The organism is Legionella sp. 16cNR16C, assembly GCF_021297775.1.
GTDB lineage: Bacteria > Pseudomonadota > Gammaproteobacteria > Legionellales > Legionellaceae > Legionella_C > Legionella_C quinlivanii_A.
The window spans coordinates 1330549-1353825 of record NZ_JAJTMX010000002.1 but is presented as its reverse complement, the minus strand read 5'-3'; the positions used below and the strand labels follow the sequence as shown (position 1 = coordinate 1353825).

Genomic DNA, 23277 nt, shown 5'->3' with positions numbered 1-23277 from the left:
TGTACTACGATTATACGTTACCGACCCATTTCAGACCAACGTAAGGACCGTGCAGAGCAAAGTCGCTTTCGCTAACAGTTGGGAAACCAGCTGCAGGGTAGCCAACGTGGTTAACGTTGAAGTAGTTGACCCACATCCAACCAGCATCCAGAGTCAGATCACCTTGAGCCATTGCGTAAGTGTATTTAGCACCCAGTTTAGCTTCCAACTCAGGAACCATAGAAGTTTTGGAACCGTGAGCGTAGCCCAGGCTTGAGGCAACCAGGTTGTTGCTGAAATCGCTGTCACCAACCAGGATTGCAGTAGCGCCGTTTGCATAGATTGCAAATCCGTTACCCCAATCGTAAGACATGTCAGCACCAACACGAGGACCGAAACCGTTGAATTTAGTTTCGAAACGAGTGTTTTGGATGTTGTAGTTGTACCATGGACGCAGTCTCAGATCATGTTCGATGCGAGCGTATTGAACACCACCGTGGAAACGGATGTTTTTGAACTCACCGAAATCAACGTGTTGACCGAATTCGACGTTAACAGCATCCCATTTAGGTTCCCAGCTCAGGTGGTAAGGAACGTTGCCTTCCAGGAAGTAGTCGTAAGTGTTAACATTGCGATCGTCATCATTATCCCAATGGTACCAGTTTACAGTCAGGTCATTTCCAGTGCTGAAGTGGTACGAACCTTCGATTTTGAAGCCCCAATCGAAATCAGGCTCATTTTCGTTGAAACGGTAGTTGCCTGTGAAAGGATCAACATAAGCACCGTGGTAACCAAAATCGCCATTGTAAACAGGCTCAAGATAAAGAGCTGATACGCCGAAGTCCCAAGCTGTTCTTTCGCAAGGAACTGTAACATTACCAGGGGTACATACAGGACCCATGGTTCCAGCAAATACTGCACTGCTACCTAAAGCAAGAACAGCTACCGCTGTTTTTTTCAAATTTAACATGCTTCATCTCCACTTTTTTATTATTAATTTCCCGTTTTGCTGTCAAACCATTGAAGGTTGACGACAGTACGCAATCATCGCTCTAACCGAGAACGTACATGGGCAAATTATCAAGCGCCAATTTGGCAAAGTCAACAGTATTTCATCTAATTTTCAATATAATTTTTAAAAACTGATAGGTAAACCTTACTAATTGATTCCAAAATAATCATCATAAGCAACTTATCATCAACTTTATAATTTCAGGACTAAAGTCCAATATTTGACCGAATGCGCGAATCCAGATCGAGATGACTCTTTCATCAACATATAGAAAAGGATTTATTATGATCAAAGTGGTCAAATGAAGATAAGCGCATCACTGCTTTTTAAATGGGGGTATATTTCTGCTTTGTCTGAAAGAAAGAAGAAGTAAAATTAATTACAAATGAATAAATGAATACTTACTTTACCAGCTTAACGACAACTCGCCGATTAGCAGCCTGACCTGCTTCTGTGTCATTCGTCTCTGCTGGTCTGGTTGCTCCATACCAGGTAACTGTCATCTCACTCTTATCGATACCTTTACCAGAAAGATAGCGGCTCACTGCCTCAGCCCTGTCTTCGGAAACAGCATTATTATAGGATTTCCGTCCTGTGCTGTCGGCGTAACCCGCAATAGCAATTTTTTTAACCTGCGCATCCGCGCGAAAATACTCGACTATTTTGTCCAGTTGACTCTTCGCGGCATCACTTAACTCGGAATTATCTGTGTTGAACAGGATAATTGTTACTGCAACACTTTGATAGGTATAATCCAGAAGATTCCCCAGGCATTTCTGGTATTTCGCAAACGGCTCCTGAAATTTCACAGGTGACAAAATAACTGATACAGCGAAACCCTCTTCTGAATGGTATTGAAATTTGGTTATAAATCCTCGAGATAAATAAGTTAAGGCTTTTAGTGCAGGCTCTCTATTTAAAAATACACCATACTTGCCTGGATTAATGGATGTTTTGGATATAAAGAAAATTGGCCCATTTGGTTTCCACATCGGAGGCCCCGCATAAAATGCCGCCGGTAGCCTTTTTTCAACCTGCTCCCATTTAGTCATAATGAAATGAGGTGGTTTGGCTGCATATTGCTCAAAATAGGCAACACCAAAATTTGGAATTGTCAGTGATAAACCACAGCGTAAGCGGCTACCGGTCATTTTCCAGTTTTCTGTTCCCAGTGGACTTACATACTCGACATGCAGCGGCGCGGCATATGAGACTGCATATGTCAGATTCAACACAGACAATATAAGCGGTAAAAAAAGGCGTGCTGGTGTCATTTTTTGCTCATCCACATCGCGAAAGCATGTTATTCTCCTATATCGGCAATTTTCAGAGAATCTTTATCTTGAAAACTATCACCATTACCAAACCAGATGACTGGCATGTCCATTTCCGAGACGGCATCTTGTTAAAAGATACCGTCAATGCGACTGCAAGACACTTTGCACGCGCATTGGTAATGCCTAACTTAAAACCAGCCCTGACCACCGTTGAGGCAATAATAGCCTATCGTCAGCGTATTCTGGACGTATTGCCCGGAAACAGTAAATTCCAACCCTTGATGACTTTGTATCTCAATGAAACTGTTTCACCGGAAACACTACAACAGGCGGCACAATCCAATTTTATTCTTGGAGCCAAACTATATCCTGCAGGAGCAACTACCAACTCTGAACAAGGTGCCCGCTCAATTCACGCTCTATATCCATTGCTGGAGATCATGCAAGATTATGATCTGGTGCTGCAGATTCATGGCGAGACCGTTGAAGGCGATATTTTCGAGCGCGAAGAGGATTTCATTGACAGCTACCTGAGCCCCATTTTACATAATTTTCCAAGGTTACGAGTGGTTCTGGAGCATATATCTACGCGAAAGGCTGTTGAGTTTGTTAAAAATGGACCTGAAACCCTGGCTGCGACCATCACCCCTCATCATTTACTGTATAATCGTAACCAGCTTCTCGCTGGCGGCCTTAAACCGCATTATTATTGCCTCCCGGTTTTGAAACATGAACGCGATCAGCTGGCCCTTCAAGAAGCCGCTTTAAGCGGTGATCCCAGATTTTTTGCAGGAACCGATAGTGCGCCGCATGCGGTCCAGCATAAAGAATCCGCTTGCGGCTGTGCAGGAGTATACTCAGCCCCTTTTGCAGTAGCGTTTTATACTAAACTTTTTGATGAGAGAAACAAACTTTCTTTGCTTAATGGATTTTTAGCTCAGCATGGTTCTGATTTCTATCGCTTAGCTCCCAACGTCGATCAATTGCAGCTTGTTAAAAAACCGCAGTCGATTCCAGGGTTTTTAACCTTCGGCCAGGACAAAATTGTACCTATGGCCGCAGGCGAATTACTGTCATGGAGTATTGATGACTAAATTTTTAGAAACATATGGCAATCAGTTAAAAGAGCGATTCAGAGGTTTTTTACCCGTTATTGTCGATTTGGAAACTGCAGGCATAAATCCTAAAACTAATGCATTGTTAGAAGCCTGTGTTGTACTTATTAATCGCGATGAGCATGGGAATTATTATCGGGAATCTACCCATTTTGAACATGTTATACCCTTTGAGGGTTCTGTTCTGGATCAGAAGTCGCTGGAATTCATTCAGGTTGATCCGTTTCAACCATTACGTTTTGCTATTGAGGAAAAAGAAGCGCTTGAAAATCTCTTTAAACCTATTCAAAAGGCATTGAAGAAAAATCACTGTCAAAGAGCTGTGCTCGTAGGCCATAATGCCTGGTTTGATCTTTTGTTTATGAAAGAAGCGGCTGAACGCACCAAAGTTAAATTACCCTTTCATGCATTTACCTGTTTTGATACCGCTACCTTATCTGGACTTTTCTATGGTCAAACGGTGTTGGCAAAAGCAGTCAGGGCCGCGGGGATTGAATTTAATACTCAGGAGGCGCATTCCGCGATTTATGATGCTGAAAAAACAGCAGAGCTGTTTTGCAAAATGCTTAATACATGGCATGGTTTTTTTAAGTAACAGGGTTAGGGACACTGCCATTAAACTGTCCTCCCCGCGCAGGCGGGGATCCATCTCTGAGCTAGCTATAATGCCAACTGAGAAATAGATTCCCGCCTTCGCGGGAATGACATAATTTCCGTAACTTAATGATCTTCGCGGGAACGAAAGTAAAATTACTCTTCTTCCCCACTACGATCTGAGCCGGCATCAGCTGTTTCAGTCTCAGCAGACGCAGTGCTTTCACTCTCAGCTTTCGCAGGGGCTTCAGGCTTGTCCTTCCACTCCAGTTTGATACGGCCTTGTTTGTCGATTCCAGCTACCAGCACTTCAATTTCCTGGCCTTCGCTGAGAACAGACTCCACTTTCTGAGAGCGATCGCTACAGATCTGAGAAATATGCAGTAAACCATCTTTGCCAGGCAGAAGGTTAATGAATGCACCAAAATCAACTATCTTGCTTACTTTACCGCGATATATCTGGCCTACTTCAACTTCAGCAACCAGAGCTTTGATTTGACGCTGTGCTTCTTCCAATGCCAGCGCATCAGGAGAAAATAACTGGATAACACCTGTATCATCGATGTCGATGGAAACACCTGTGCTTTCTATCAATCCTTTAATTGTAGAACCGCCTTTACCGATGACTGTCCGAATTTTATCTTCCGCAACTTTCATAGTAGTAATGCGTGGAGCATGTTGCGATAGCTCATCACGGTGCTCGGACAGTGCATTATTCATCACACCCAAAATATGAAGCCGTCCAGCTTTCGCCTGTTCCAGTGCCTGCTCCATAATCTCCCTGGTGATACCAGTAATCTTGATATCCATTTGCAGAGCAGTGACGCCTTGATCAGTTCCAGCCACTTTGAAATCCATATCACCCAGATGATCTTCGTCGCCGAGTATATCGGTCAATACAGCAAAGCGCTCGCCTTCTTTAATTAATCCCATTGCCACCCCGGCAACAGGAGCTTTCAGAGGAACTCCGGCATCCATTAATGCCAGACTGGTACCGCAGACGGTCGCCATTGAGCTTGATCCATTCGACTCGGTAATGTCAGAAACGACTCGCAGGACATAGGGAAATTCACTGGCTGTTGGCAATACGGCGATTAGGCTGCGCTTTGCCAAACGACCATGTCCAATTTCACGACGTTTGGGACTACCAACCATCCCCACTTCTCCAACAGAATAGGGAGGAAAATTGTAGTGGAGCATAAAGCGATCTTTTGATTCGCCGGTCAGGCTGTCCAGAATCTGAGCATCACGCTCATTCCCCAAAGTTGCCGCTACAATGGCCTGAGTTTCACCGCGGGTAAATAATACCGAACCATGAGCTCTTTCCAAAAATTTAGTACGAATAGAGATAGGTCTTACAGTGTGCTGATCACGTCCATCGATACGAGGCTCGCCATCCAGAATGCGGTTACGGACGATTTCTTTTTCAAGCGAGTTCATTATGTCACTGATTTCTGCAGGCATAATTTCCTGGGTTTCGCCGCACATATTTTCAATCAGCTGCACTCTGATCTCATCCAGGCGCTGATAACGTTGTTGCTTGTCTTTGAGTAAATAAGCTTCTGTAATACTTCCTCTGGCGAACTCACTGACACGCTGAACCAGTTCCTCATTGGCAGGTTTCATTGTCCAGTTCCAAGGGGTTTTATTGACTTCTTTAGCCAATTCCCTGATCCCCTGAATAACAGACTGCATCATTTCATGGCCATAAAGCACAGCACCCAGCATGATTTCTTCGGACAATTCTTTAGCTTCGGACTCTACCATCAATATGGCGTCCTGCGTTCCAGCAACTACCAGATCCAATGCAGATTGCTGCAAGGTTTTGTAGCCAGGGTTCAAAAGATAAATGCCATCTTTATAACCAACTCTTGCGGCACCGATTGGTCCTTGAAATGGTAAGCCAGAGACAGCTAACGCAGCCGAAGCACCAATCATGGAAATAATATCTGCTGGAACTTCCGGATTTAAAGATAAAACAGTGGCAATGACTTGCACTTCATTAGAAAAGCCTTCAGGAAATAGAGGACGTAATGGCCTGTCCATTAAACGTGAGGTCAGCGTCTCATGTTCGCTGGGCCGTCCTTCCCTTTTGTTAAAACCGCCAGGAATTTTACCTGCGGCATAACTTTTTTCCTGATAATTAACTGTTAATGGAAAGAAATTGTTCGAATCAGCGCCTTCTTTTTTAGCTACAACAGCTACCAATACCTGGGTACCTGCCATACTGGCTAATATGGCGCCATCCGCTTGTCTCGCAATCTCACCGGTTTCCAAAACCAGGCGATGCTCACCAAAGCGTATTTCTTTTATAATTTTGGACACGTAATTTACCTCGTTTAATTATTATAAAAAAAAGGCGCAGAACACTGCGCCTTTCATTAGTCAAATATGTCAAGAGCTTCTGGCATTAAATGAAATCCTGAATCAATAAGAATCTCTTAGTCCCAAACTCTGAATTAGTGTTTGATAACGACCTGAGTCATTATCTTTTAAATATTTAAGAAGCTTTCTTCTTTTGTTAACTAAAGCTTGCAAACCACGTTTTGAATGGAAATCTTTACGGTTCACTTTGAAGTGTTCAGTTAAATATTTGATACGTCCAGTAATAAGGGAGACTTGAACCTCGGGAGATCCGGTGTCATTGTCAGCTCGCTTGAACTGGTTGATGATTTCTACTTTTTGTTCGCTGCTTAGCGACATTGTTCACTCCTGGATATAAGCTAAGTGTGTGGTATTAAAGGCGAGCATTTTACCAAGACCACAACAAATAAACAAGTATTGGATAATGCATTGCTATACTTTAGTCAAAAAGTTATTCAAAAACAACTCTTTTTGCAAAATTTCCACTAGATTTTTCTGAAGCGAATCATCCGACTGCAACTTCAGCCCATCAATTAAAACGACAGCAACCGTCTGACCAGCAAGTCTCCATTCTCATTGATTTCACCAATGCCGGAAAAATTGCTTTGATTATAAAGACGCAGCAGGCCTGGAAGCACATCGTTTGTTAATTGGATTATTTTACCCTGCCGTAAGCATTGCAACTGGTTGTCTTCTAACTCAACCGCAGGCAAATGCGAAATCGCATCATCCATAGGCAATAGAAGTTTCTGCAAGTCATCTTGTACGGACAACTGCTCAAATGTATACATCGGCTCATGCTTAAATCCTGCAGTATGCAGTCGATGCAATTGCGTCATATGCGCATAAACGCCGAGCCTCTCGCCAATATCCTCAATGAGAGAGCGAATATAGGTTCCTTTACTGCAACTGACCTCAATAGCGAAATCCTGGCCATCAAAGTTCTTTAATTCAATATGATAGATATTAATAATTCGTTTTTTTCGCTCGAGGGTCTTACCTTCACGCGCATACTTATACAGCGGCTTACCCTGATGTTTAAGGGCAGAATACATCGATGGAGTCTGCTCAATAGCCCCGGTAAATTCCTGAACGACTGATTGCAGCACGGATTCGCTAATCGCAGGTAAATCTGAAATCTGAGCCACGATGGTTCCGGTTGAATCACCACTGTCGGTTTTGATACCTAATCGGCCCGTCGCCTGGTAGGTTTTATCGGCGTCCAGTAAGTATTGGCAAACCTTGGTTGCCTCGCCAAAACATAAAGGCAGCATACCGGTAGCCAGAGGATCAAGACTGCCAGTATGACCTGCCTTAGCGGCATTAAGCAATCGTTTAGCTTTTTGTAATACTGCATTAGAAGATAATCCCTGTGGTTTGTTCAACAGCAAAATACCATTAATTGCCAGGGAATCACGCGTCTTCATCAGGCTCCGCAGGGTTTACATCATCAATCAACTTGCTCAAACGACGGCCATACTCAATGGATTCATCATAAATAAAATGCAATTGAGGCGCTATGCGCAACTTTACAGAACGTGCCAAAGCGGTTCTTAAATAACTTGAAGCAGCGTTCAGAATCGAGGCTGTCATTTTTACATCATGATTCAGCACCGTGAAATATACTTTTGCATGGCTCAAATCAGGAGATACTTTTACAGCCGAGATTGTCACAAAAGAAGGCAGTCGAGGATCTTTAACTTCCTGCTGTATCAATTGTGACAGCTCCCGTTGCAGCATTTCCGCAACCCGATCTACTCGTTTAAAATTACTCATAAATCTCGTTTTATCTCAATCGTTTCAAAAACTTCAATCAAATCACCGGGTTTAACGTCATTATAGTTTTTAACCCCAATACCGCACTCAAATCCTTGACGTACTTCCAGGACATCGTCTTTAAAGCGGCGTAGCGATTCGAGAGTACCTTCATAAATAACCACATTATTGCGCAGCACACGTATTGGATTATTACGTTTCACAGTACCTTCGATGACCATACAACCAGCAATTGCGCCTAACTTGGGAGAGCGGAATACGTCGCGAACTTCTGCAATACCTACAATTTCTTCTTTAAACTGTGGCGCTAACATACCCGTTAATGCACCCTTCACCTGATCTACAATGTCATAAATAACACTGTAATAATTCAAGGATACCCCCTCCTGCTCAGCAAGGCGTTTGGCACCAGTATCCGCACGAACGTTAAAACCAATCAGGATCGCACTGGAAGCTATCGCCAAATGAACATCTGATTCAGTGATTCCCCCAACACCATTCGCAATAATCTCTACCTTTACTTCATCAGTTGAAAGTTTGACCAGCGCATCAGCGATTGCTTCGACAGAACCTTGAACATCTGCTTTAAGCACCACGTTAAGTACTTTAGCTTCAGTGGTCGTCATATTTTCAAAAATGCCTTCAAGAGACGATTTTTGGCGTCTTGCCAGCTTCACATCACGGAATTTACCCTGACGGAACAAGGCAACTTCACGCGCTCTTTTCTCATCCGGTACAACGACAGCTTCATCCCCTGCATGAGGTATGGCCGATAAACCCAAGACCTCCACAGGAATTGAAGGTCCGGCAGTGTCAACCAATGACCCATTATCGCTAACTAACGCTCTTACCCGGCCATATTGGAAACCTGCCAGTAAAATATCACCTTTATGGAGGGTACCGCTCTGTACGAGGACAGTAGCTACAGGACCACGGCCTTTATCGAGACGGGATTCAATTACCACCCCTTTGGCAGCACCATCAGTTGGTGCAGTCAATTCAAGTACCTCGGACTGCAGGAGAATTGCATCGAGTAATTCATCGACGCCTGTCCCAGCTTTTGCTGAAATCTGCACAAACATGTTATCGCCGCCCCATGCTTCAGGGATTACATCATAAGCAGATAACTCATTCATAACCCGATCAGGATCCGCATCAGGCTTATCCATCTTATTTACTGCGACAATGATAGGTACACTGGCCGCTTTCGCATGCTGTACCGCTTCAATAGTCTGTGGTTTAACACCGTCATCCGCTGCGACAATCAACACAACGATATCAGTAACCTGTGCACCGCGGGCTCGCATGGCAGTAAACGCCGCATGACCTGGTGTGTCAAGAAAAGTAATCTCGCCTTTTTCTGTAGCCACGTGGTATGCACCGATATGCTGTGTAATACCCCCTGCTTCACCGGCTGCAACTTTGGTACGGCGAATATAATCCAGCAGCGAGGTTTTTCCATGATCTACGTGCCCCATGATGGTTACTACCGGTGCACGCTCAACACTATGGCTTCCTTTAGAGAGGGCATCACCAAGATTTTGCTCAATCGCATCCTCTTTCAGCAGATGGGCTCTATGTCCCATTTCCTCGACTACAATCAGTGCTGTATCCTGATCAATAACCTGGTTGATAGTCGCCATTGCGCCAAGCCCCATCATGACTTTAATAACTTCGGCAACTTTTACTGACATTCGCTTGGCCAGCTCACCCACAGTAATTGTTTCAGGAATAGCAACTTCCCTGACAACCGGTGCAGTAGGCATAGCAAATCCGTGGGTTAATGCTTCTTCAGCCTCCCGGTATTTATCAGATTTTTCATTCGGTTTTCGTTTTTTTGATTTGCCACGTTTGAAACGGACACCTGCGTCGTCATCATCACGCTCAGACATCTGCTGGTATTTAGGCTTCTTTTTACCGCGCTTGTAATCGCTTTTATCGGCTTCCATTTCCTCTTTGTCCATATGGCGTTTTTTAGGTGCCTTTTCCGATTTCTCATCGGTAGTTCTTGGAGTAAAGGGTTTTTGGACAGACTCAGCAGCAGGAGTGTCGGCAACAGTGCTGGCAGCTTCCTCAATATTGGGAATAACGGCTTCTTTCACATCCTGGATTTCAGAAACTATCCCGGATACATCGGTCTCTGCCACTTCAGCAGCAATTGGAGATTCTTCGCTGCTGACAGGCTCAATCGGCTCTTCCAAAGTAATCGGTGGTTCTATAACCTCCACCTCATGCTCCACAGGCTCCATCAACGCAGTGGTGGTCTCTACTTCGACTTCAGGTTCCTGCTCCAGAGCTGAGCGCTTCACATAAATGTGTTTTTTTCTAAATTCAACATTGACAGTTTTTCCACTGTGAATATCATGTCCCACAGTGACTTTGGTGAGACTTTTTCTTTTGAGCGTAATCCGCTCGGGACTCGCCCGCAGCTCGCCACGACTACTGGTTTTCAAGTGATTGAGTAAAATCCGCTTCTGATCTTCATTTACAGTTTGAGTACCATCAGTAAACGATAGCCCCGCTTCCTGCAACTGGTTTAACAGGCTCTCAACCGGGATACCCACGACCTGAGCTAATTGTATAACCGTTACATCCGCCATATTTATGATCCTCTTTTGGCAACTTCAATCAAATTGCTTTGTTCTAAATATCATTTCGTAACATTGGTCAGGCGTCCTGCAGACACTTAACCTGTTTTGACCCAGATGTGCTTAATTTAGCTAAACCAGGGTTCACGTGCTTTCATTATCAAGGCAGCTGCCTTTTTCTCAGTCATACCTTCAATTTCCAGAAGCTCATCAACAGATTGCTCTGCCAAATCGTCCATGGTGACAATCCCTTTTTTGTTGAGGGCATCCGCAATCTCAGCGGTCATTCCTTCCATTTCAAGTAAGGAATTATCATTTTCACTCTCTAAATCCTGGCCTGAAGAAAGTGCTTGAGCAAGTAATGTGTCATTCGCTCGATTTCTCAATTCATCAACAATTTCTTCATCAAACTCTTCAATTCCCATTAACTCTTCTTTGGGCACGTAAGCAATCTCTTCAAGAGAAGAGAAGCCATTGGCGACAAGCAGAGCTGCAATCTCTTCGTCAATATCCAGTGCAGAAGTAAACAGGTTTACTATTTTAGATGATTCTTCCTGTGTTTTTGCATTAAAGTCATCGACTGTCATCACGTTCAATGTCCAACCGGTTAATTGGCTGGCTAGTCTTACGTTCTGACCATTGCGCCCAATTGCCTGTGATAACTGCTCTTTCTGAACAGCCAAATCCATCGTATGACTATCTTCATCTACAATGATGGAAGTAATATCGGCAGGAGCCATTGCATTGATAACTAATTGCGCCGGATTATCATCCCATAAAATAATATCAACGCGCTCGCCGCCCAATTCGCTAGATACGGCCTGGACGCGAGCCCCTCTCATACCGACACAGGCCCCTACAGGATCAATACGGCCATCGTTAGTTTTTACTGCAATTTTAGCACGAATTCCAGGTTCTCGGGCAGCAGCCTTCACTTCGATAACATTCTCACCAATTTCAGGCACTTCGATGCGGAATAATTCAATCAGCATTTCATTACGAATGCGGCTGACAAATAATTGAGGACCACGAGATTGCGGTGTAATTTCATAGAGGTAAGCGCGAACCCTGTCGTTGGGTCTGAACATTTCATTAGGAAGCATTTCCTGACGTGGCATAAACGCTTCTGCTTTGCCGCCCAGGTCGATAATAATATTGTCTCTGGTTACTTTTTTAACGGTTCCATAAACCAGCTGCCCCTGTTTGGCACGAAACTGTTCGACAATTTGTTGCCGCTCAGCTTCCCGGACTTTTTGCATGATGACCTGCCGCGCCGTTTGAGCAGCAATACGTCCGAATTCAATGGAAGGCATCGGCTCTTCAATTTTTTCACCGATCTCAATGGCGGGTGAACGCTCACGGGCTGCTGACAGGGTTATTTCAGCCGCTGGATTTACAATCTCGTCATCTGCAACAACCTCCCAATAGCGGTAGGTCTCATATTCGCCAGTTTTAGGGTCAAGCTTAACGCGAACGCCCATATCATGCCCTGACAATTTTCGAGTGGCTGATTCAAGAGCTGCCTGAATGGCTAACAACACGACATCTTTTGTCACCCCTTTTTCATTGGACAATGCCTCTGCTACTAATAACAATTCTTTACTCATGCCTGCCTCACTCGCCTGTCAAATTAGCTTTTATAATGTCGGAAAATGGTATTTCCAGATGTTCGTTTTCAACATTTAGTACCAAAGAGTGTTCCTGAACGCTTTCAATGCTCCCTTTCAATTTTTTTCGTTGGCCGTGTATTGCTCTTCTAAGCTTCAGTTGAATTTCCTGTCCAACATACATTAAATAATGTTCTCTATGAAAGAGTGGACGCGGTATGCCCGGTGAAGAAATCTCAAGGCTATAATTCCCGGGAATCGGATCCTCGACATCAAGCAATGCACTGATCTGTTTGCTGACTATTTCACAATCCCCAAGGCCAATTCCTTCGGGTCTGTCTATATAGACTCTTAACAGGGAATGCTTGCCCTGAGGTAAATATTCACAAGCCCATAGCTGGTAACCTAGTGCGGTCACTATTGGATATAACAAATTTTCTATGTCATTTTTAATCATCGATAACTTCAATTTAGTTTAATCATTTGCTGTTCAGGAATTACTTTTTTCCTATGCTTGTTCAGTCATCTGAATTTATACCAGCGCTATGGCGATTTGAAGGTTTCAACCTTTGTTCAGAATATGATTGCAGGAAACAGTACACCTCTCGGTTTCAAAGAGTGTTTATTGGCGTCGGAGCATTTAGTTCCAAAAGAATATATCTCCATACTCCAATTACCCATCCATCAATGATTTTGACATTCCCTTTCGCTCCTGGAAGCAGTTCAGAGGGTTGCCGATAAATGAGATCCGTTTTTTACATAATAAAAAACCCCATAAATGGGGCTTTTAGTAGTGGTAGCGGGGGCAGGATTTGAACCTACGACCTTCGGGTTATGAGCCCGACGAGCTACCAGGCTGCTCCACCCCGCATCAACAGAACCAAGTATACGCAGCATTTATTAACTCTGCAAGTATTTTCTTATAATCTCGTCGATTTATTGATATTGTTGTGTTTTATATGGTTAATCAAGGGTTTTTTGACTAAAACCAATACATGTATTTGGAAGATACAATTTATTCCGGATTTACTGTATCGAACATTTATTATGCATAGCTGTTGATTGGAAATAGCAGGCTGAGCAACATAACCCAGCCCTGAGAGAACTAACTAACTGGAAAACGCGTTAACGCAGGCGGTTAATAAGCCTGTTGGAAACAACCCAAGCGCAAGTAAAGACAGGCAATTGAGTGAGTAAAGTAGTGTTGTAGGTCCTGATAGTCTGATAGGAGCACTGTCTTCCATTTCATCAAAGTACATTACTTTAACCACACGAATATAGTAATAGGCACCAATCACAGCGAAAATCAGACCGAAAACAGCAACCCAGGTAAGGTGAACATCAACCAGCGCCTTGAGTACCAGCAGTTTGGTGAAGAAGCCCACTGTTGGAGGTACACCTGCCATTGAAAACATGACGATTAGCATCATAAACGCCATCCAGGGATTTCGTTTATTAAGGCCTCTCAGATCGCTGATTTGTTCAATCTCTACACCACTGCGTGAGAGCAGAAGAATGATACCAAACGCAGCTACTGTCATGATTGAATACATGAGGACATAAAATAAGGCAGCGGAATAACCAGCCGCGTTACCAGCCAAAATACCAAATAAGGCATAGCCGGCATGTGAAATTGCAGAATAAGCCAGCAGCCGTTTAAAATTCGTTTGAACGATTGCCAGCAGATTGCCAATACCAGTAGAGAGTAATGTGATAACAATTAATAGTTGCTGCCAATCAGCCGCTAAGTCAACTAGTCCAAGCGTAAGCAATCGGAAAGTCATCCCAACTGCCGCTATTTTGGGCGCAGTACTGATAAATAAAGTTACAGAAGTTGGCGCCCCCTGATATACATCGGGTGCCCACATGTGAAATGGCACTGCAGCAAGCTTAAAGGCAAAGCCGGCAACAATAAAGACCAATGCGAAGGTCAGCAAGCTGCCCTGCTCCTGCCAGTTCGCAGCAATTGCATTGGCAATGTCCAGTAAATCGAGTTTACCGGTTGCTCCATAGACGAGGGACATGCCATAAAGCAGCATACCAGAAGCAATAGCACCCATTACGAAATATTTCATGGCAGCTTCTGAAGCATCGCTGTTTGTGCGTCTTATTGCGGTCATTGCATAAAGAGGTAATGACAGCAATTCAAGTCCAAGATAAACCGTCAGCAGCGAATGAGCGGAAACGAGGATCATCATTCCTAAAGTGGAAAAAAGACCCAGCACGTAGTAATCACCCGAGGGCATCTGACGCTCATCCAGATACTTTTCTGAATAGATAAAAGCAAGAAAAACGCTAAGCAGAATGAATAATTTCATTAACTGGGAAACATCATCACAGATAAAAAGGCCGCCTAGCACGATAATTTTAAAATTACCCAGAAGCAGATAGCAGACTACTCCAGCTAGTAACAAACCTGCCAGGCTAATGCCATAAGCCAGGTTTTTAATTTTTTCCTTGAAGAAAAGATCGCCCAACAAAGCCAGACAAGCTGTTATCAGGAGTATTATTTCCGGTATGGCGACATGTAGATTATCAAGTAAAGACATCATGTTTATTAACCTTGCATTTTTATAATTTTGATTTATCAGCCTGAGCCAATGTGTAACTGACGGACTGATGAACGTAATCAAGAACTGGCTTTGGATAGACTCCCATAAGAATAACCATCAATGCCAACAGCACATAGGCACTGGTCTCAAAAACAGATAAATCTTTCAAAGCAGCTACTTTTTCATTTGCAATTTTGCCGAAAATGACGCGTTTATACATCCATAATGTATAGGCAGCACCGATAATCAGTGTCGTAGCAGCCCAGAATGCAATCCAGAACCCGGCTTTAATGCTGCCAAGAATAACCATGAACTCGCCTACGAAACCGGAAGTACCTGGTAAGCCTGCATTAGCCATAGCGAACAGCATAAAAAAGGAGGCAAAGACAGGCATGGTATTTACAATACCTCCAAAATCACTGACTTTACGGGTATGCATGCGATCATAAATAAATCCGACACCAGCAAACATCCCACTTGATATAAACGCATGAGAAATCATAACAACAATGGCGCCTTCAAGCACGAGTCCTGCATTGCTTAAGCCAGATCGCTCTGCAATAGTGAATATTGTAAAGCATCCTAATGTGACAAAGCCCATGTGAGAGATTGATGAATAAGCAATCAGGCGTTTCATGTCTTTTTGAATAATCGCAACCAAACCTACATAGACCACGGCTACTAAAGACAATCCAATCATCAATGGCGCATAATGTCTGCAGGCGTCTGGAACAATCGGTAATGCAAAGCGAATGAATCCGTAAGCTCCAAGCTTCAGTAATATAGCGGCCAGGACAATTGAACCACCAGCCGGTGCTTCTGTATGAGCATCAGGCAACCAGGTATGAACCGGGAACATGGGTATCTTGATAGCAAAACCCAGAAAAAACGCTATAAAGATCAGGGTCTGAGCAGTCATTCCCAATCGAATCGCATAGAAAGTTTCAATTTTGAAAGAACCAACTGTATATCCCATATACAAGAATGAGGCCAGCATTAACACTGAACCAAGGAATGTATAGAGGAAAAACTTAATGGCAGCATAAACCCGATTATCCGATCCCCAGATACCAATAATTAGATACATCGGTATTAATGTCGCTTCCCAGAAAATATAGAAGACAATGGCATCGGTTGCGGAGAATACTCCAACGAGCAAGCCCTGCATTATCAGAAAGGCTGACATGTATTGGGCAACACGCTTATGTATGCTTTCCCAGGTCGCCAGAATAACTATCAGATTAGTGAAAACACTTAATACAATTAGCAGTATCGATAAACCATCAACACCCAAAGTATAATTAATTCCTAAGGCCGGCAGCCAGATAATTTCTTCTACATACTGCATACTGTATGTATTTGGATCAAACCCGCTCATCAGAGGGATGCACATTAATAACGTCAGCAGCACGGTAAATAATGACAAATACCGGGCTGTGTTTGGGTTTTTGTCATCACCAGTGAGGAATACAAAAACACCGCCAACAATTGGCAACCAGATCAATAAATTCAGCAAATGATACATACCTTCACCTTATAATTAGCCTAATAGCAGCCAGCATAAGAAAATAAAAAGACCCAGTACCATAACTGCAGCATAATGGTAAAGGTAACCACTTTGGAATGCACGTCCCTTCTGAGCAAACCAGCGAACTGTCTGACCAGTTCCATTGACGATTAATCCATCAATGAGCTTTTGATCGCCAGTATTATAAAACAACCGACCCAAAGCTTTTGTACCGCGGACAATAACCAGATCATTGAAGGCATCAAAGCCATATTTGTTCAGCAGCAGTTTATAAAGCCACTTGAATGTATGAGCAATTTTTCCCGGGATTGAAGGCAAGGCAATATAGCAAATCCAGGCAATCACAATCCCTGCAACTGTCAGCCAGAACGTCAAGGTCATTGGCGCCTCCAAAGCACTTAGTAAGGGAGAGTGAACTTCTTTTGCAAGTTCAGCCATTACATTATGTTCAGGTAATACGAACAGTGAACGAGATAATAATGTGGGGCTATCAAACAGCATGGGCATATACAGAATATAACCAATAATGACAGAGGGAATTGCCAGAATCACCAGAGGCAACCAGACAACCCATGGAGACTCGTGCAAATGCTCTTCAGTGTGTTTATCCATGCGAGGTTTGCCATGAAATGTCATAAACAAGGAGCGGAAGGTATATAAAGCAGTCACCATGGCACCGAGGCTTACACAGAAATAGGCATATCCACTCCCGGGAATTTCAGAAAGTTTGGCTGCTTCAATAATAGTATCTTTGGAGTAAAAACCTGCAAAAGGAGGAATAGCACATAATGCCAGACTGCCAATAACAAATGTTACATAGGTGATTGGCATTTTTTTCCACAAGCCACCCATTTTACGCATATCCTGTTCATGATGCATGGCGATAATCACTGATCCTGCGCCAAGGAAAAGCAAGGCTTTAAAACATGCGTGTGTAAGCAAGTGAAACATCCCTGCACTATAAGATGAAGCTCCCATTGCTACCATCATATAGCCTAATTGTGACAGAGTTGAATAAGCGACCACTCGCTTGATGTCATTCATTACGATAGCGAGAATACCGGTGAATAAAGCGCCTGTCGCCCCAATCACCAAAACCACTGTCAGCGCAGTAGTTGAATATTCAATTAATGGTGAAATACGCGCAATCATAAATACACCAGCGGTAACCATCGTAGCCGCATGGATTAATGCAGAAATCGGCGTCGGACCTTCCATTGATTCCGGTAACCAGACATGTAATGGTACCTGTGCTGACTTACCCATTGCACCCACAAATAACAGTAAACAAATAATGGTTAATACGGACCAGTCATGACCGGTATAAAGCTGCATGGTTTGTGCAGTCAGCCCTTTTACACTCGCAAAAATTGTTTCATAGTCCAGCGAGCCGGTATAAGCTAAAATCAGGCCAATTCCCAGAACGAAGCCAAAATCCCCGACCCTGTTGACCAGAAATGCTTTCAGGCTGCCTTCAATCGCTGATTCTTTTTGATACCAGAATCCGATTAATAAATAGGAAACAAGACCAACGCCCTCCCAGCCAAAGAAGAGCTGCAGGAAATTATTACTGGTAACCAGCATCAGCATCATAAATGTGAACAATGAAATGTAACTGAAAAAGCGCTGATAACCATCATCATCTGCCATGTAACCGATGGAGTAGATATGAACCAGTAAAGAGACAAAGGTGACTACAACCAGCATGACCGATGTCAGCGGATCTATTAAGAAACCAATATGAAATGAATAGGGAAATAATACCCCACCGCTTGCCCATGTATATAAATTCAGATTCTGTATTTCTGCTGTTCCACTAAAAATCTGAGTCGCAACGATAACAGACAATACAAATGAAATACCGACACCGGCTATAGTGACAGTGTGCGCGCCAATTCGGCCAATCTGATTGCGAAACAAACCAGCCACGAGGCATCCCACCAATGGCGCCAGAACAATTATTAGACTTAGCTGAATAATATTCACAATTTTTAACCTTTTAAATGATTCATCTTGTCAACATCAATGTTACCTCTGTTGCGGTAGAGTAACATCACGATCGCCAAACCAATTGCGGCCTCAGCAGCAGCAACAGTAAGAATAAAAAATACGAATACCTGGCCGGCAATTCCACCATAGTAATGTGAAAAGGCGATGAAATTTGTATTTACTGCCAACAACATTAATTCAATGCATACCAGCAATAGAATAACGTTTTTTCGATTCAGCATGATTCCTACAAGACTAAGTCCAAATAGAATTGCACTTAGAATGAGGTAATGATTAATTGGTACCATGTGGACAATTCCCGGTTATTTTTCTGTTTTCATAGAGACAATACTTAAGCGATCCTGCTTTCTAGTCATGATTTGCCGCGTTATATCCTGCCGTTTCGAACGAACCGCACCTCGGTGCGCAAGGGTAATCGCAGAAATAATAGCTACTAATAACAAGGCAGCTGCAATTTCAAAGGCAAATACATAATCAGTAAACAGAGCCATTCCAATCTCTTCTGTATTTGAAGGTTTGGCGGGGGCTTTAGGCGTATCCTCGCCGTCGCTGTACGTGGTACTGGAACTACTTGCGGCTGCTGGTGTCTGCTCAACAGCGTTTTTATACCAGTTTTCAGGAACTGCAACCAAAAGCAAGCCTACCAGCAATGCAACAATAATTAGTCCGAAAGGCATATAACGGATAAAGTGCGAACGCATTGATTCAATGTCGATGTTAAGCATCATCACGACGAATAAAAATAAGGTCATAACTGCGCCAACGTAGACTAAAACCAGAATCAAAGCCAGAAACTCTGCAGAAAGGAGGATCCATAAAATTGAGCTGGCAAAGAAAGTTACCACCAGGAACAAGACACAGCGCACAGGATTGTTCTGGGTAATAACCATCAGCGCGGATAAAACCGCGATTGCAGCAAACACATAGAAAATAACTGGTACTATTAAGTTATGCATGAAGCGCCTCGTTATCGGTAATCTTTGTCTTGTTCACGATCAGCAGCCAGGCGCTTTTCCATCAGGTCGCCTACTGCCAGCAGTTTTTCTTTAGTCAAAATATTTTGCCCGCGCTCAGCCACATGCCAGTGTTGAATCGGCGTCAAGACAATAGAATCAACAGGACAGGACTCCTCACACAAACCACAGTAAATACATTTGAACGCGTCAATATCATAACGAGTAGTACGTCTGGATCCGTCCTCTCTTGGTTCTGATTCAATAGTTATTGCCGACGCAGGACAAACTGCCTCACATAATTTGCATGCAATGCAACGTTCCTCACCATTTGGGTAGCGTCTTAGCGCTAACATACCGCGAAATCTCGGCGAAATGGGAGTAACTTCTTCAGGGAACTGCACTGTAAATTTCTTTTTGAAAAAATATTTACCTGTCAGCTTTAAGCCGGAAAGCAACTCTAAAAGCAGGAAACTGCGAATATAATGTTTTAAATATTGATATGCTTTTTTCATTAGCTTGCTCTGCACAATTAAAACCAGGGTTTAACTTGGGCTACAACCATAAACGCGGTAACCATCACCCACACTATTGTTACTGGAATCAAAACCTTCCAACCCAATCGCATCAGCTGATCATAGCGATATCGAGGAAAGGTTGCTCTGACCCAAAGATAAACAAAAAGGAAAAACGAAATTTTCAGAAGCAGCCATACGAAACCAGGAACAATTAAGAAGATATCTTCAAGGACAGGAAGCCCTTCAAATGGTGAAAGCCAACCGCCCAGAAAAAATAATGTAATTGCCGTGGAAATAAGAATCATACTGGCGTATTCAGACAGAAAGAATAAAGCAAAGCCAATACCGGAGTATTCCACATGGAAACCCGCGACAATTTCAGATTCACCTTCTGCCAAATCAAATGGCGCGCGGTTAGTTTCAGCAATACCGGAAATCCAGAATACAAGGAACAGTGGTAATAAAGGAATAAACCACCAATGGTAAATTCCTCCTTGCTGAGAATTTACAATTTCCGTGATATTCATACTGCCTGATGCCAGCAAAACACCAACCAGAGCAAAACCCATCGCGATCTCATAGGAAACCGTTTGTGCCGTACTGCGCAATGCACCAAACATAGCGTATTTTGAATTAGATGCCCATCCTGCTATCAGAACCCCGTACACTCCGAGTGAACTCATTGCAAAGAGATAAAGTACTCCTGCATTGATATTGGCGAGAACGACACCTTCCGAAAAAGGAATTACAGCCCATCCAGCCAGTGCAGGCACCAATGCAAACAAGGGTGCAATTACAAATAAATATTTATTTGACTTGGTTGGTACGATAATTTCTTTGGTTATTAATTTGAATAAATCAGCAAAGGGCTGAAGCAAGCCTTTAAAACCAACTCGATTCGGGCCTACACGGATTTGTATATAACCAATTACCTTGCGTTCGGCATATGTTAAATATGCAACAGCAATTAAAAGTGGAACAACAATAATCAGGATTTTAATAACAATCCACAGCAATATGCCTATATCATGAAGCATTTTTATACCTGTTTAGCGCTTAATAGTGATTGCAGCAAATGAATGACCAAGATCAACTGTCTCTGGCATTGCATTCGCTACCCATACTACATCGGGTGCTACTCTCTCATCGCGTTTAAGCGGCAATGTTATCTCAATATCATCTTGAGAAACAGTAGCAAACTCATCTAATTTCAATCGATTGGCTGTTATCGGATTAATCCTTATACAAGCAGACTCGGCAGCTGCACACAATTGTAAAGCCTCAGCATTCCTGACAATCTGATCATTTCTATACAGCGGCCATTCACCCACACGCGTCAAATGATGATCGGCGACTGGTAATGACTCTGGATAATAAGGACGGTACTCTTCCTGGGGCATCATTGCAGTCAAATGCCGAATTTCATTAATCACCTCTTCAGAAGAAGTATAATTAAATTCTTTACAATGCAGCAGATTAGCTAATACCCGCAGAACCTTCCAGGCAGGGCGTGCTTCACCAAATGGAGCATAGGCACCCTGTACTGTCTGCCATTTATGGTCCACATTAATATATGTCCCAGAGGTTTCTGCATAAGGGGCTACTGGCAGAATTACATTGCAGTAATCTCTCATCGATTCGTTATCAAATGCAGATAACATCACTACAAACTCAGCAGCAAGCATAGACTGTCTTGCTCTGTATGGATTGGCAAAATCAAAACCAGGCTCAACAGCATGCAAGAGATAGCCTTTTAATTTGTGTTCGAGCGCTAAATGGACATCTAAACCCGCAGGCTCTACTCGTTTCCCTGCAACCGTCCTGTCAGGCAACATTCCTGCGAGTCGGGCACCTGCGGCATTCGCACCAGTTGAAAACCAAATTACTCTTACAGAGGTATGTGTTTCAAGCAGATGCACTAATGTTCTTATCAGACTGGCTTCAGGATGATTTTCGCTAATAGCACCCAGAAGAATGACCGAGTTCCCTTCAGTTAAGCCATTCGCAATTTGTCTTAAGTTCTCTTCTGGCTCCAATCCTAAAATAAGGCGCTCAATCTCCTGAGATAAATTGGGTCTGTCACCAATCATCAGCTTAACCAGTTTAGCCAATTGCATTGGTATTTCCTGGGGCGACACAATACTTCTGGCAGTCAGATCAAATCGGTATTCATAATCTACTGCGTTTATCGCATAGATATTCGCGTTGTTACGGAATGCTTTGCGAACACGCAGACCAGCCAATGGAATTTCCCGGTCAATATTACATCCTACCAACAGAATGTGCTGTGCATTCTCAATTTCCTGATAGCTCATACTATTGGCTTTTACAGCAGGTAAATGATGCTGATCACGGAAATCTGACTGCTGCAAACGATAGTCCAGATTGTTTACACCCAACTCTCTCATTAGTTTTTGCAGTAAATATAACTCTTCAAGAGTATTAGATGGAGATGAAAATGCTGCAAATTGCTCAGGACCATGCTGCTTAATGAGTTTGCTAATGCCTTCAGCAGCAAACTTCAGTGCTGTTTCCCAATCTGTTTGTTCCCATTGTCCATTACGCTTGATCAAGGGCTGAGCCAGCCGGTTAGGACTTTTTAAGCCGAGATAGCTATAGCGGTCTCTGTCAGAAAGCCAGGTCTCGTTAATACTTTCATTCTCTCTGGGTACAGCACGCATTATCTCATTGCGTCGAACATGCACATAAACATTGGAACCCAGGCAATCGTGAGGGGCAATGCTCTCATATTGATCCATTTCCCAGGGGCGCGCTGTAAATCGATAGGGCTTGGACGTTAAGGCGCCGACAGGGCACAAATCGATAACATTTCCGGAAACTTCTGAAGTGATACTGTGCTGAATGTAGGTGCCTATCTGAGTTTTTTCGCCGCGCCCGGTTGCTCCCAGTTCGCGAAGGCCCGCCACTTCCTCGCCAAAACGTACACAGCGTGTGCAATGTATACAACGTGTCATTTCTGTTGCTATAAGCGGCCCCAGATTGTCGTCATCTACCGAGCGTTTTTCTTCTGAGTATTCTGATGAGTCATGACCGAATCCCATGGATATATCTTGTAATTCGCACTCACCGCCCTGATCGCAGATAGGACAATCAAGGGGATGGTTAATTAATAAGAATTCCATCACCGCCTGCTGAGAACGTACAGCTTCTTCCGATTTGGTAAATACCTTCATTCCATTAGTAATAGGCGTTGCGCAAGCGGGAACTGGTTTTCGCCCATTCTCTACTTCTACAAGGCACATTCTGCAATTGGCAGCGACAGATAATTTTTTATGGTAGCAGAATCTCGGAATATAAATACCGGCCTCATCCGCAACTTCAATAATCATCTTGCCGTTATCGGCTTCAAGGGTTTTTCCGTCAATTTCAATGGTTGCCATTGT

Annotated in this window: 18 protein-coding genes, 1 tRNA gene and 2 pseudogenes; 2 read left to right on the top strand and 19 right to left on the bottom strand. The window is 43.4% G+C overall.

Annotated elements, in window-relative coordinates:
- Positions 1–10: 10 nt before the first annotated feature.
- Entirely contained in the window at positions 11–949 is a 939-nt protein-coding gene (locus tag LXA66_RS09780; RefSeq protein WP_112219306.1) for an Lpg1974 family pore-forming outer membrane protein, read from the bottom strand.
- Positions 950–1392: 443 nt separating this feature from the next.
- The gene (locus tag LXA66_RS09775) at positions 1393–2265 is read right to left on the bottom strand and encodes an OmpA family protein (protein WP_133139784.1); all 873 of its coding nucleotides are present in this window, start codon (positions 2263–2265) and stop codon (positions 1393–1395) included.
- A 68-nt stretch (positions 2266–2333) separates the two neighbouring features.
- Here LXA66_RS09775 and pyrC point away from each other — a divergent pair, with 68 nt between their 5' ends.
- Complete coding sequence (gene pyrC, locus LXA66_RS09770) at positions 2334–3362, top strand: dihydroorotase (RefSeq protein ID WP_233013040.1); 1029 nt, start codon at positions 2334–2336, stop codon at positions 3360–3362.
- Positions 3355–3978, top strand: a complete 624-nt coding sequence (gene rnt, locus LXA66_RS09765; protein ID WP_112219308.1) for a ribonuclease T — start codon at positions 3355–3357, stop codon at positions 3976–3978. Before pyrC ends, rnt begins: the two co-directional genes overlap by 8 nt.
- Before the next feature lie 155 nt (positions 3979–4133).
- Here rnt and pnp read toward each other — a convergent pair whose 3' ends face one another.
- The 17 genes and pseudogenes from pnp to nuoG all read right to left on the bottom strand — a co-directional run bounded on the left by pnp (position 4134) and on the right by nuoG (position 23274).
- A complete protein-coding gene (pnp, locus tag LXA66_RS09760) occupies positions 4134–6302 on the bottom strand; it encodes a polyribonucleotide nucleotidyltransferase (protein ID WP_233012989.1) in 2169 nt (722 codons plus the stop codon).
- Positions 6303–6404: 102 nt separating this feature from the next.
- Positions 6405–6680 carry a 30S ribosomal protein S15 gene (gene rpsO, locus LXA66_RS09755; protein ID WP_058507252.1) on the bottom strand — a complete coding sequence of 92 codons (276 nt, stop codon included), beginning with the start codon at positions 6678–6680 and terminating at the stop codon, positions 6405–6407.
- A gap of 194 nt (positions 6681–6874) precedes the next feature.
- Complete coding sequence (gene truB, locus LXA66_RS09750; protein WP_233012988.1) at positions 6875–7768, bottom strand: tRNA pseudouridine(55) synthase TruB; 894 nt, start codon at positions 7766–7768, stop codon at positions 6875–6877.
- Entirely contained in the window at positions 7755–8117 is a 363-nt protein-coding gene (rbfA, locus tag LXA66_RS09745; RefSeq protein ID WP_233012987.1) for a 30S ribosome-binding factor RbfA, read from the bottom strand. The genes truB and rbfA overlap by 14 nt, the downstream gene beginning before the upstream one ends.
- A pseudogene (gene infB, locus LXA66_RS09740) lies at positions 8114–10114 on the bottom strand (translation initiation factor IF-2); the annotation flags it as partial. The pseudogene infB and the gene rbfA, both read right to left, overlap by 4 nt.
- Before the next feature lie 293 nt (positions 10115–10407).
- Positions 10408–10717: pseudogene (locus LXA66_RS15920) on the bottom strand (translation initiation factor IF-2 associated domain-containing protein); the annotation flags it as partial.
- A gap of 116 nt (positions 10718–10833) precedes the next feature.
- Positions 10834–12312: a transcription termination factor NusA gene (gene nusA / locus LXA66_RS09735; protein ID WP_133139790.1), complete on the bottom strand. Its 1479-nt coding sequence runs from the start codon at positions 12310–12312 to the stop codon at positions 10834–10836.
- Between the two features lie 7 nt (positions 12313–12319).
- Complete coding sequence (gene rimP / locus LXA66_RS09730; protein ID WP_233012985.1) at positions 12320–12769, bottom strand: ribosome maturation factor RimP; 450 nt, start codon at positions 12767–12769, stop codon at positions 12320–12322.
- Between the two features lie 337 nt (positions 12770–13106).
- A tRNA-Met gene (locus LXA66_RS09725) sits at positions 13107–13183 on the bottom strand.
- A 238-nt stretch (positions 13184–13421) separates the two neighbouring features.
- The gene (gene nuoN / locus LXA66_RS09720; RefSeq protein ID WP_233012984.1) at positions 13422–14864 is read right to left on the bottom strand and encodes an NADH-quinone oxidoreductase subunit NuoN; all 1443 of its coding nucleotides are present in this window, start codon (positions 14862–14864) and stop codon (positions 13422–13424) included.
- A gap of 19 nt (positions 14865–14883) precedes the next feature.
- Positions 14884–16389 carry an NADH-quinone oxidoreductase subunit M gene (locus LXA66_RS09715; RefSeq protein ID WP_233012983.1) on the bottom strand — a complete coding sequence of 502 codons (1506 nt, stop codon included), beginning with the start codon at positions 16387–16389 and terminating at the stop codon, positions 14884–14886.
- Positions 16390–16404: 15 nt separating this feature from the next.
- Positions 16405–18378 carry an NADH-quinone oxidoreductase subunit L gene (gene nuoL / locus LXA66_RS09710; RefSeq protein WP_233012982.1) on the bottom strand — a complete coding sequence of 658 codons (1974 nt, stop codon included), beginning with the start codon at positions 18376–18378 and terminating at the stop codon, positions 16405–16407.
- Between the two features lie 5 nt (positions 18379–18383).
- Positions 18384–18689 carry an NADH-quinone oxidoreductase subunit NuoK gene (gene nuoK / locus LXA66_RS09705; protein ID WP_058507242.1) on the bottom strand — a complete coding sequence of 102 codons (306 nt, stop codon included), beginning with the start codon at positions 18687–18689 and terminating at the stop codon, positions 18384–18386.
- Between the two features lie 15 nt (positions 18690–18704).
- A complete protein-coding gene (locus LXA66_RS09700) occupies positions 18705–19358 on the bottom strand; it encodes an NADH-quinone oxidoreductase subunit J (RefSeq protein ID WP_112219320.1) in 654 nt (217 codons plus the stop codon).
- Positions 19359–19369: 11 nt separating this feature from the next.
- Positions 19370–19870: an NADH-quinone oxidoreductase subunit NuoI gene (nuoI, locus tag LXA66_RS09695; protein WP_058507240.1), complete on the bottom strand. Its 501-nt coding sequence runs from the start codon at positions 19868–19870 to the stop codon at positions 19370–19372.
- 17 nt (positions 19871–19887) lie between these two features.
- Positions 19888–20910 carry an NADH-quinone oxidoreductase subunit NuoH gene (nuoH, locus tag LXA66_RS09690; protein WP_233012981.1) on the bottom strand — a complete coding sequence of 341 codons (1023 nt, stop codon included), beginning with the start codon at positions 20908–20910 and terminating at the stop codon, positions 19888–19890.
- 12 nt (positions 20911–20922) lie between these two features.
- Complete coding sequence (gene nuoG, locus LXA66_RS09685; RefSeq protein ID WP_233012980.1) at positions 20923–23274, bottom strand: NADH-quinone oxidoreductase subunit NuoG; 2352 nt, start codon at positions 23272–23274, stop codon at positions 20923–20925.
- Positions 23275–23277: the final 3 nt, after the last annotated feature.